This window comes from Lelliottia sp. AC1 (genome assembly GCF_023278595.1).
Taxonomy (GTDB): Bacteria; Pseudomonadota; Gammaproteobacteria; order Enterobacterales; family Enterobacteriaceae; genus Enterobacter; species Enterobacter nimipressuralis.
In genome coordinates this window covers 1,022,717-1,034,593 of record NZ_CP025699.1, presented here as the reverse complement: position 1 = coordinate 1,034,593, position 11,877 = coordinate 1,022,717, and the positions used below count along the sequence as shown (strand labels likewise).

General features: G+C 56.8%; 8 protein-coding genes. 3 read left to right on the top strand and 5 right to left on the bottom strand.

Annotated elements, in window-relative coordinates; genetic code table 11:
* Nucleotides 1-97: 97 nt before the first annotated feature.
* From proY to phoB, 4 genes are all read right to left on the bottom strand, one after another.
* Nucleotides 98-1,471: a proline-specific permease ProY gene (gene proY / locus C0560_RS04830; RefSeq protein ID WP_181827404.1), complete on the bottom strand. Its 1,374-nt coding sequence runs from the start codon at nucleotides 1,469-1,471 to the stop codon at nucleotides 98-100.
* A gap of 78 nt (nucleotides 1,472-1,549) precedes the next feature.
* Complete coding sequence (brnQ, locus tag C0560_RS04825) at nucleotides 1,550-2,869, bottom strand: branched-chain amino acid transporter carrier protein BrnQ (protein ID WP_100777441.1); 1,320 nt, start codon at nucleotides 2,867-2,869, stop codon at nucleotides 1,550-1,552.
* A 409-nt stretch (nucleotides 2,870-3,278) separates the two neighbouring features.
* Complete coding sequence (gene phoR, locus C0560_RS04820) at nucleotides 3,279-4,574, bottom strand: phosphate regulon sensor histidine kinase PhoR (protein ID WP_123429395.1); 1,296 nt, start codon at nucleotides 4,572-4,574, stop codon at nucleotides 3,279-3,281.
* 21 nt (nucleotides 4,575-4,595) lie between these two features.
* Nucleotides 4,596-5,285, bottom strand: coding sequence for a phosphate response regulator transcription factor PhoB (gene phoB, locus C0560_RS04815; RefSeq protein ID WP_095280962.1), 690 nt, complete (start codon nucleotides 5,283-5,285; stop codon nucleotides 4,596-4,598).
* 181 nt (nucleotides 5,286-5,466) lie between these two features.
* Here phoB and sbcD point away from each other — a divergent pair, with 181 nt between their 5' ends.
* Entirely contained in the window at nucleotides 5,467-6,672 is a 1,206-nt protein-coding gene (gene sbcD / locus C0560_RS04810) for an exonuclease subunit SbcD (protein WP_248859740.1), read from the top strand.
* Nucleotides 6,669-9,806 (top strand): exonuclease subunit SbcC, encoded by a 3,138-nt coding sequence (gene sbcC, locus C0560_RS04805; protein WP_248859739.1) that lies wholly within the window; start codon nucleotides 6,669-6,671, stop codon nucleotides 9,804-9,806. Before sbcD ends, sbcC begins: the two co-directional genes overlap by 4 nt.
* A 111-nt stretch (nucleotides 9,807-9,917) precedes the next feature.
* Here the strand turns inward: sbcC and mak are convergent, their stop codons facing one another.
* Nucleotides 9,918-10,823, bottom strand: coding sequence for a fructokinase (gene mak, locus C0560_RS04800; RefSeq protein ID WP_181827401.1), 906 nt, complete (start codon nucleotides 10,821-10,823; stop codon nucleotides 9,918-9,920).
* A 123-nt stretch (nucleotides 10,824-10,946) separates the two neighbouring features.
* On the opposite strand from mak, the gene rdgC reads away from it, so the two are divergent.
* On the top strand, nucleotides 10,947-11,861 hold the full coding sequence (gene rdgC, locus C0560_RS04795) for a recombination-associated protein RdgC (RefSeq protein ID WP_100777446.1): 915 nt from the start codon (nucleotides 10,947-10,949) through the stop codon (nucleotides 11,859-11,861).
* Nucleotides 11,862-11,877 lie beyond the last annotated feature (16 nt).

Sequence of the window (11,877 nt, the reverse complement as noted above, 5' to 3'; positions counted from 1 at the left end):
GAAAAGGTTTATTGGGGGAGGAGGTGGAGGGAGGAGGCGTTTTACCGCGAAAAGCGTGCTTGCCGGGTAAGCAGAGCGCCACCCGGCATTTTTTACGTTACTGCGCTTCGGCCAGCTGGCGCTCGCGGCGACGTTTAAACGCCCATCCCACCAGCAGCAGAACAATCCACGCAAAGCCCACATACAGGGAGATACGGGTGTCCGGGTGATAGCCAATCAGCCCGATGATAAAGACCAGGAAAATCAGGCCAACGACCGTGGTCGCGACGCCGCCCGGCACTTTAAATTTCAGCGCTTTCACCTCTTCCGGCGGCAGACGGCGGCGGAATGCAATCTGCGAAATCAGAATCATGATCCACACCCAGACCGTCGCAAAGGTCGCCAGAGACGCAATCACCAGGAAGACGTTTTCCGGCATGATGTAGTTCAGGTAGACCGAGAGCAGCAGCGCGACGGTCATCACCATCACCGTGACCCACGGCGTACCGCGACGAGAGGTTTTCGCAAACACTTTCGGCGCGTTGCCCTGCTCTACCATGCCGTGCAGCATACGCCCAACGCCGAAAACGTCGCTGTTAATGGCGGAGAACGACGCCGTGAGCACGACAAAGTTCAGTATACTGGCGGCAAACGCGATACCCAGGTGCTGGAAGGTCAGCACAAACGGACTGCCGTTGGTTCCGACCTGATTCCATGGATAGATGGACATAATCACAAACAGCGTGCCGACGTAGAACACCAGGATACGCATCGGCACCGAGTTGATGGCGCGCGGAATGGATTTCTCCGGGTCTTTGGCCTCACCTGCGGTGATACCGATAATTTCGATACCGCCATAGGCAAACATCACCATCTGCAGCGACATCACCATCCCCAGCCAGCCGTTGCTGAAGAACCCGCCGTTACTCCACAGGTTGTGGATGCCGGTCGGTTGCCCGCCGTTGCCAATCCCCCAGATGATGATGCCAAAGCCCGCCACAATCATGATGATAATCGTCGCTACCTTGAAGAAGGAGAACCAGAACTCCAGCTCACCGAAGACCTTCACGCTCATCAGGTTGATGGCGCAGATGATCAGCACCACACTTAGCACCCAGATCCAGTGCGGCACCAGCGGGAACCAGACGCCCATATAGATGCCGAACGCCGTCACGTCGGCTATCGCCACGATCAGGATTTCGAAACAGTAGGTCCAGCCGGTAATGTAGCCCGCCAGCGGGCCAAGGTTTTCCTGGGCATAGCGCGAGAAAGAGCTGGCTGACGGATTGTGTACCGACATTTCACCCAGCGCGCGCATGATGATATAGGCCGCGACGCCGCCGATAATGTACGCCAGCAGCACGCTGGGTCCGGCCATTTTGATGGCATCTGCCGAGCCATAAAAAAGGCCTGTCCCGATTGCCGAGCCAAGCGCCATGAAACGAATGTGGCGGGTACTTAGCCCACGTTTGAGTCTGTTCGTGCTTTCCATTTAAATCTTGCCATTCAACTCGAAAAAAACAAAAAACCACGGGGCCATAAGCCCCGTGGTTAAACAATTTGTCGTTGATTAATGCGCGCTGGAAGTCACCTGACGCCCTGCTGCACGGTCCCAGATAATAGCCAGAACCAGTGCGACAACGGTCGGCATTAACCAGGCCAGGCCTTGCTCTGACAGCGGCAGACGCTGTGTCCAGGCTGGCAGGATCCCACCGAATGCGGATGCTTTAATCCCGTCAAGGATACCAAAAAGCAGGCTGATAAACATCGTTGGGGCAATAATTCGCGAGGAATTGTTCCACCAGGGACGGGTAAAGCTCAGCACCACCAGCACGATACACGGCGGATAAATCGCGGTCAGCACAGGAATGGAGACCTGAATCAGGTGGCTCAGACCAAGGTTAGAAACCGCCATTGAGAAGCCGCCGAGGATGAACACCAGCGTGCGGTATGACAGCGGAATATACTGGGCGAAGAACTCTGCACAGGCGCAGGTCAGGCCAACAGCCGTCACCAGACAGGCCAGGAAAATCAGTACCGCCAGCAGGAAGCTCCCCGCTCCGCCGAAGGTGTGCTGAACGTAGGCATGGAGGATCGCCGCGCCGTTCGCGTTTTGATCGACCAGCGTCGCGCTATCAGAGCCCAGACGGAACAGCGCCAGATACAGCAGCGTCAGACCAACACCCGCCATCAGGCCAGCCCAGATGGTGTAGCGGGTCAGTAGACGCGCTTCAGTCACACCGCGAGAGCGCGCGGCGTTAACGATGACGATACCAAAGACCATCGCGCCCATGGTGTCCATGGTCAGATAGCCGTTCACAAAGCCGTTCGAGAAGGCCGCCGTTTTGTAGGCGTCCAGCGACTCGCTGATCGGGCCTGCTGGCCACATGATGGCCGCCACGGCCAGCACGATCAGCGCAAGAATTTTCATTGGCGCGAGGAAGTTACCCACGGTATCCAGCAGTTTGCCCGGATAGAGGGAGACCAGAATCACCAGCGCGAAGTAGACCAGGCTGTAAATCAGCAGCGGCAGCGCGCCATCACCGGTCAGGGGAGCAATCCCCACTTCGAAGGAGACTGTTGCGGTACGCGGGGTCGCAAACAGTGGACCCACCGCCAGATAGCACACGGTTGCCAGCAGAACGCCCGCCACTTTACCGATCGGGGTGCTGAGGCTGTCCACGCCGCCGCCGACTTTCGCCAGCGCGATCACGGTCAGAACCGGAAGACCGACCGCAGTAATCAGGAAGCCAATCGCCGCTGTCCAGACGTGTTCACCCGCCTGCAGGCCAACCATAGGAGGAAAAATGATGTTACCTGCGCCGACGAACAGCGCAAAAGTCATAAAGCCCAGCGCGATGATGTCACGCGATTTTAAATGATGGGTCATAGAACCTTACTGCCTGTGGATGTGGTGTTGAAAACGTTGAGATTTTCGCCATACCAAAGGGGACGATACAGCGGAAAATTTACTCAATTTCAGCGGGATATGCTCCCGTCATGCCGTGGCGAAGAATAGTTTTTCGATTTACCACGTAAATACAGTCGGTATGACAGTATATGGGGCGCAATTTAAACGCTTATAACGTTTAAAGGCAAGGAGGGATCTGAAAACCAGAACAATATGCCAGCATGAAAATTCAGACCAGAACAATCCTCTAAGGTTAAGAAAAACTCATGGCTAATCATGCGAACAAAAAAGCAACAGCCGTATAAAATTCATTCACGTTTCGCTTGACTGCAAAGCAAACAGGCCAGCATACGCTGGCCTGTGGAAAGGAGCGCTGACACACACGTCGTCAGGCACTTTTTTTGGCAATTAAACGTTCCGGGATAACAAAACTGAAGCGCGTGCCTTTGCCCGGCGTACTCTGAATATCGAGGCGGCTGTCGTGGTGATTCACGGCGTGCTTAACAATCGCCAGCCCCAGCCCGCTGCCGCCGGTCTGCCGCGAACGCGCTTTATCCACGCGATAGAAACGCTCGGTCAGACGCGGAATATGCTCCGGTCCAATCCCCGGCCCGTTGTCCTCCACGCTAAACTCCGCCCCCGTCGGGACGCGCTGCCAGCGCACAATAATCTGCGTGCCCTCTGGCGTATGGTTCACCGCGTTATAAACCAGGTTTGAAATCGCGCTGCGCAGTTCGTCCTCGCTGCCGAGCACCTTTAGATTGTTGTCCAGCTCAAAAGTGAACTGATGCCTTTTGTGGCTCAGGGTCTGGGCTTCCCGCTCAACCACCCGCAGCATCATCGGCACGTCGATGGTTTCATTCATCGCCAGCGTCGGTGCCGCTTCAATTTTTGACAGGGTAAGCAGCTGCTTCACCAGCCCTTCCATGCGATGCGTTTGCTCGCGCATGGTGTGCAACGCTTTCTCTCGCGGCGCCCCCTCCAGCGTCTGCTCCTGCATCATCTCCAGATACCCCTGCAGCACCGTCAGCGGCGTGCGCAGCTCGTGGCTGACGTTGGCAAAGAAGTTACGCCGCGCCCCTTCGAGCTGGTGCATCTGGGTCACATCACGCGCCACCATCAGCCATTGCTGATCGCTGTAGGGCATCACGCGAAACTCAAGGTGACGGCCATTGTTCAGCACCAGATTATGCGGGCGGGTAAAGTCGCGTTTTTTTAGATACAGGGTGAATTCAGGATAACGCAGGAGGTTAAGGATATTCTGGCCGTTATCGTCCGGCCAGCGCAGCCCCAGCAGCTGTTGTGCCAGGCCATTACACCAGAACATCGTCCCTTCTTCGGTGGTCAGAATCACCGCATCCGGCAGCGATTCGGCGCCGCTGCGAAAGCGTTTGATCAGGCTTCCAAGCTCACGACGGCGCTTTTTATTTCGCATCTGCATCTGATGCAAGCCGTAAAGCAACGGCTCCCAGCTGCCGCTACCGGGCGGTGGCGTCATGCTGCGATCGACCCACAGCCACCAGGAGAGACGCAGTAAATTCCAGAAATGCCAGACCAGCAGGCCGGTCACTGCCGCCAGTAAAAACCACGGCAGATAACCAAAAATCGCCCCCAGAATGGCGGCGGGAATACAACATAAGATCAGTTCAAAAACGAGCCTTTTCCATGACAGACGTTCCAGCACGCGTCACACTCCTGTCATTGTTCAGAAACGGGTCGAAAAACGATAACCCGTACCGCGGACCGTCTGCACCATACGATCGTGGCCGCTGTGTTCCAGCGCTTTACGCAAGCGGCGAATGTGGACATCGACCGTCCTGTCTTCGACATAGACGTTAGTCCCCCAGACGTTATTCAGCAACTGTTCACGGCTGTAGACGCGTTCCGGGTGAGTCATAAAGAAGTGCAAAAGTTTGAATTCTGTCGGGCCCATATCCAGCGGGTTTTCGCCGGTCATCACGCGATGCGAGGTCGGGTCGAGGCTTAAGCCTTGCATTTCGATCACCTCTTCCACCGCCATCGGCGAAATACGGCGCATGACGGCTTTGATACGCGCCACCAGCTCTTTCGGCGAGAACGGCTTGGTGATGTAATCATCCGCGCCGGTCTCAAGACCGCGCACGCGATCTTCCTCTTCACCGCGCGCCGTCAACATCACCACCGGGATATCGCGGGTCATCGCTTCGCGTTTAATGTGCTTGATAAATTGCAGGCCAGAACCGCCGGGCAACATCCAGTCAAGCAGAATCAAATCGGGCCAGGGTTCGTTGAGTTGATTCACCGCGCTGTCATAATCTTCCGCCTCAACCGGCTGGAAGCCATTTTGTTCGAGCACGAAGCACACCATTTCGCGAATCGGAGCTTCATCTTCTACGACCAGAATACGTCTCGCCATACTTTGCCCTGTCTTATTAAAGTATCAGTTTGTAATGCGGCGCCATTATGCGTCAGATTTATGACAGATTTATGAAAAACATTACCACCATGAATGGCAAACTGTTGTTTTATTACAGCGGTTATTTTCCAGCCCCTGAAAGCTTATAATCCCCTTCACCCTTTTTTGCCATGGAACTGTTATGCGCATACTCCACACCTCGGACTGGCATCTGGGGCAAAATTTTTACAGCAAAAGTCGCGCCGCCGAACATGAAGCGTTCCTGAACTGGCTGCTGGAGACGGCGCAGTCGCAGGAGGTGGATGCGATCATCGTTGCCGGGGACATTTTTGATACCGGCTCGCCGCCGAGCTATGCGCGTGAGCTGTATAACCGCTTTGTGGTCAATCTGCAGCAAACAGGCTGCCATCTGGTGATCGTCGCGGGCAACCACGACTCCGTCGCCACGCTCAACGAATCCCGCGATATTCTTGCGTTTCTGAATACCACTGTAGTGGCAAACGCCGGACATGCCCCGCAAATCCTCAAAAAACGCGACGGAACGCCGGGTGCCGTGCTTTGCCCGATTCCTTTTTTACGCCCGCGTGACATCGTTCAGAGCCAGGCAGGGCTTTCCGGCGGCGAAAAACAGCAGCATCTGCTGCAGGCCATCACGGACTATTATCACCAGCAGTACGCCGAGGCCTGTGCGCTGCGCGGTGATGCGCCGCTGCCGGTCATTGCCACCGGGCATCTGACCACCGTCGGTGCCAGCAAAAGTGACGCGGTGCGCGAAATTTATATTGGTACGCTGGATGCGTTCCCGGCACAGAATTTCCCGCCAGCGGATTACATCGCGCTCGGCCACATTCACCGCGCGCAGATCATTGGCGGCTGCGAGCATATCCGCTACTGCGGCTCACCGATTTCCCTCAGTTTTGATGAAACCGGCAAAGGCAAAAGCGTGCATCTGGTGAGTTTTGCCGAGGGCAAACTGAGCGCGGTCGAGACGTTAACCGTACCGGTGACACAACCGCTGGCGATGCTCAAAGGCGATCTGGCCGCCATTTCTGCGCAGCTTGAACAGTGGCGCGGCGTGGAACAGTCGCCTCCCGTCTGGCTGGATATTGAAATCAGCACCGATGAATATCTGCACGACATGCAGCGCAAAATCCAGACCCTGACCGATGATCTGCCGGTTGAGGTATTGTTGGTGCGCCGCAGCCGCGAACAGCGCGAGAAAATTCTCTTAAGTGCGCAGCGCGAAACCCTCAGCGAATTAAACGTGGAAGAGGTATTTGAGCGCCGCCTGGCGCAGGAAGCGCTGGACGACGCACAGCGCACGCGCCTCAACGAACTCTTTACCCAGACCCTGCACGCGCTGCATGACCAGGAAAACAACGCATGAAAATTCTCAGCCTGCGTCTGAAAAACCTCAACTCCCTGAAGGGCGAGTGGAAAATCGACTTCACCGCCGAGCCGTTTGCCAGCAACGGCCTGTTTGCTATAACGGGCGCGACCGGTGCGGGTAAAACGACCCTGCTCGATGCCATCTGCCTGGCGCTGTACCACGAGACGCCGCGTCTGAACACGGTGTCGCAATCGCAAAACGATCTCATGACCCGCGACACGGCGGAGTGCCTCGCCGAAGTGGAGTTCGAAGTGAAAGGCGTGGCCTATCGCGCATTCTGGAGCCAGAACCGCGCCCGTAATCAGCCGGACGGGAACTTACAGGCACCGCGCGTGGAGCTTGCCCGGTGCGAAGACGGCAAAATTCTCGCCGATAAGGTGAAAGATAAACTCGATCTGACTGCCTCCCTGACCGGGCTGGATTATGGCCGTTTCACCCGTTCGATGCTGCTGTCGCAGGGGCAGTTCGCGGCGTTTTTAAATGCCAAACCCAAAGAGCGCGCCGAGCTGCTGGAAGAGCTGACCGGCACCGAGATCTACGGCCAAATCTCCGCCATGGTGTTTGAAAAACACAAAACGGCAAGAACCGAGCTGGAGATGCGCGAAGCGCAGGCGGCAGGCGTGGTGCTGCTGAGCGAAGAACAGCAACAGCAGCTCCATCAGGGTTTGCAAGCACTGACTGACGAAGAAAAAACGCTGCTCAGTGAACAGCAAAACCGCCAGGCACAACATCAGTGGCTGGTGCGCAGCGAAGAGCTGGCGCGTGAACAGCTACGTGCGCAATCGGCACATCAACAGGCGTTACAGGCACAGGCCGACGCCCAACCGGAACTGCTTAAACTGCAGCAGGCACAACCTGCGCTGGCGCTGCGCCCGCTCTGGGACCGTGAGCAGGAGCAGGCGTCAACGCTCACCCGCACGCAGCAGCAGATTGCCGAAGTAAATACTCGCTTACTTTCACGCAAGGGCCAGCGGGCGCGGATCCGTAACGGCGCAATGCGTGAGGCAGAGCGGATCCAGTCACAGCACAAATCCCTCGCCAACTGGATCGACGAACACAGCCACTTCGGGCTATTGAGCCAGCATATTGGCGGCTGGCGCGCGCTATTTACCCAGCAGCAGCGGGATAAATCTCAGGCAGTGGCGCTGGGTAAGCGTCTGACTGAACTGCAACAAAAACTGGCCGCGCTGCCACTCACTCCCCTGACGCTATCCGCAGAAGAGACCGCCCAGGCGCTAGAGCATCAGGTGCAGTATCGCCCGACGCGTCAGCGTCTCGCCACACTGCATGCCCGCTATCAGCCGCTGCAAAAACGGCTGTTACAGATGCGGGCAACGCAGGAAAAAGACCTGGCCGCGCAGGCCACGCTTGATCAAACCCTGGCTGCGCGACGCCAGCAGTACAAAGAGAAAAACCAGCACTATCTGGATCTGAAAACCCTGTGCGAACAGGAAGAGCTGATCAAGGGTCTGGAGGCGCACCGCGCCAGCCTCGAGGCGGGTAAACCCTGCCCGCTGTGCGGTGCAACCGAACATCCTGCCGTGGCGCATTATCAGGCGCTGGAGGTTAGCGCTAACCAACGTCGCCGCGATGAACTGCACGCCGAAGTGAAACGGCTTGAAGAAGAGGGACTGTTGCTGCGCGGACAGCTGAAAGCGCTGATAGACCAGCGTGAGCGCGAAGCCGCAGAAACCCTGACGCTCAGTCAGGAAGAGCAAGCGCTCACACAGGAGTGGCAGTCGGTGTGCGCGTCACTGAAGGCGAGCCTGAACATTCAGGAAGATATTGCCCCCTGGCTGGAGGAGCAGGAACAGTACGAGCGCCAGCTGTATCAGCTCAGCCAACGCCTGGCCTTGCAGAATCAGCTCAACGAACTGGAACAGCAGATTCACCAGATTCAGCAGCAGATTGATACCCAGCGCCAGACCTTGCTGAGTGCATTAACGCCGCTCGCCCTCACCGCGCCGCAAGAGGGCGAAGAGAGCGCGTGGCTGGCACTGCGTGAAACCGAATCGAATGAGTGGCAGGAAAAACAGAAGCAGCTCACGGCCCTTCAGGAACAAATGAACGCCCTGGTGCCGCTTCTCGACACGCTGCCCGCATCCGAAGATGAAACAGCGGACGAGCCGGTCCCCGACAACTGGCGCGATATTCACAACGACTGCATCTCCCTGCATAGCCAGCTCACCACCCTGCAACAGCAGGAGCAGAGCGATCGCGAGCGTCTGGCACAGCTGCAAACCCAGTTTGCAGCTGCGCTCCAGGAGAGCAGTTTTGCCAGTGAAGCCGCGTTCCTTGCCGCACTGCTTGATGGCGATACCGTGCGCAAGCTGGAACAGCTGAAACACACGCTGGAACAACAGCTCCAGCAATCTTCTGCGCTGGCCTTACAGGCGGATCAGCAGCGTCTGGAGCATATGGAAAAGCAACCGGAAGCGCTGCCGGAGGATTTGGACGTACAGGCATTGCAGGCACAATTACAGCAACTGGCACAGCAGCTGCGCGAAAATACGACGCGTCAGGGCGAGATCCGCCAGCAGCTGAAGCAGGACAGTGACAACCGTCTTCATCAGCAGGGCTTGATGCAGCAGATTGAAGAAGCCGCGCGTCTCGCGGATGACTGGGGATATCTGAACGCGCTGATCGGTTCCAGCACCGGCGACCGGTTCCGTAAATTTGCTCAGGGGCTGACCCTCGACAATCTGGTGTGGCTGGCCAACCAGCAGCTTAACCGTCTGCACGGGCGCTATCTGCTGCAACGCAAGGCCAGCGATGCGCTGGAGCTGGAAGTGGTTGATACCTGGCAGGCCGACGCCGTGCGCGATACGCGCACCCTCTCCGGCGGGGAGAGTTTCCTGGTAAGCCTTGCGCTGGCGCTGGCGCTGTCCGATCTGGTGAGCCATAAAACGCGAATAGATTCCCTGTTCCTTGATGAGGGCTTTGGTACGCTGGACAGCGAAACGCTGGATACGGCGCTGGATGCGCTCGATGCCCTGAACGCCACGGGTAAAACCATCGGCGTCATCAGCCATGTCGAGGCGATGAAAGAGCGCATACCGTTACAAATCAAAGTGAAGAAAATTAACGGGCTGGGCTACAGCAAGTTAGACAGAGCCTTTGCGGTGGAGTAAGCGCGATCACTGGGGGCTTTCCGGCCCCCATTCTTTTATGTCAGGGGATTAGAAATCGCAAAAAGCCTGACGTTTCCATCAGGCTTTTTCACAGCAGAATACAACGGACGATCAGTTAGGCCACAACCACGCCGCGCCACGCACGCCGCTGGAATCACCGTGCACCGCTTTGCGGATCGGCGTTTCGCATTCACCGCCGAAGACCCACTGCTTCACCAGCTGCGGAACCGTGGTGTAGATACGGTCGACGTTGCTCATCCCGCCGCCCAGCACGATCACATCCGGGTCGAGAATGTTCACCACGTGCGCCAGGGATTTCGCCAGGCGCATTTCATAGCGGCTCAGCGCCAGTTCGGCCACCGCATCCTGCTCTTCTACCAGACGCATAATTTCGTTGCCCTTAAGCGGTTGTCCGCTCAGACGACGGTAGTCGGTGGCAAATCCGGTCCCGGAGATGAAGGTTTCGATACACCCCTGTTTGCCGCAATAGCATGGTACTTCGGCGCGGTATTTCAGTTCGTCTTCGTCCATCCACGGCAGCGGATTGTGCCCCCACTCTCCCGCCGTTCCGTTGCCGCCGATATGGGCGCGACCGTTGAAGGCCACGCCTGCGCCGCAGCCGGTGCCGATAATGACCGCAAACACGGTCTGTGCGCCCGCCGCCGCACCGTCAATCGCTTCAGAGACAGCAAGACAGTTGGCGTCATTTGCCAGTCGCACTTCGCGGTTCAGGCGCGCGCTCAGATCTTTATCAAACGGCTGACCGTTGAGCCATGTGGAGTTCGCATTTTTTACCACGCCAGTGTAAGGCGAAATCGAGCCTGGAATCCCCATCCCAACCGAGCCGGTCTGCCCTGTGGCTTTTTCCGCCATCTCCACCAGCAGTGCGATGGTTTCGATAGTCTGCTGGTAGTCGTCACGTGGCGTCGGAAGACGATGTCTAAAGAGCTGCTCGCCGCGATCGCTCAGCGCAATGACTTCTGTTTTGGTGCCGCCCAAATCAATACCAATACGCACAGGACTCTCCTCATTATTTTGATTATCAACAGAGTAGAAGCAGGCTACCCGATTAGCAATGCAAGCACTGCCACAATTCGTTATCATGCCCGCTGATTTAACGACAAGGCCGTGGAAATTATCATGCTGTGGTTCAAAAATTTGATGGTTTACCGTCTCAGCCGCGACGTTTCGCTGCGTGCGGAAGAGATGGAAAAACAGTTAGCCGCTTACACCTTTACCCCATGCGGTAGCCAGGATATGGCAAAAACCGGTTGGGTTTCTCCGATGGGTTCTCAAAGCGATGCGCTGACCCACTCGACAACCAATGGTCAAATCATTCTTTGCGCGCGCCAGGAACAGAAAATCCTGCCGTCACCGGTGGTGAAGCAGGCGCTGGAAGCGAAGATCTTCAAGCTGGAGGCCGAACAGGGCCGCAAGCTGAAAAAAACGGAAAAAGATTCCCTGAAGGATGAAGTGCTGCACTCTCTGCTGCCTCGCGCCTTTAGCCGATTCAGCCAGACCATGATGTGGATCGACACCGTGAACGGTCTGATCATGGTGGACTGCGCCAGCGCCAAGAAAGCAGAAGATACGCTGGCTCTGCTGCGTAAAAGCCTGGGCTCGCTGCCGGTGGTTCCGCTGGCGATGGAAAATCCGATTGAACTGACCCTCACCGAATGGGTACGCAGCGGCAGCGCGGCGCAAGGTTTCCAGCTGCTGGACGAAGCCGAGCTAAAAGCGATCCTCGAAGATGGCGGCGTGATCCGCGCGAAGAAGCAGGATCTGGTCTGCGACGAAATCGCAGTTCATATCGAAGCCGGCAAACTGGTGACCAAGCTGGCACTCGACTGGCAGCAGCGCATTCAGTTCGTGATGTGCGACGATGGCTCGATTAAGCGTCTGAAGTTCTGCGATGAGTTGCGCGATCAAAACGAAGATATCGATCGTGAAGATTTCGCCCAGCGTTTTGATGCGGACTTTATCCTGATGACGGGTGAGCTGGCGGCATTGATTCAGAATCTGGTGGAAGGTTTAGGCGGCGAAGCGCAGCGCTAAATTCTCAAATCAGAAA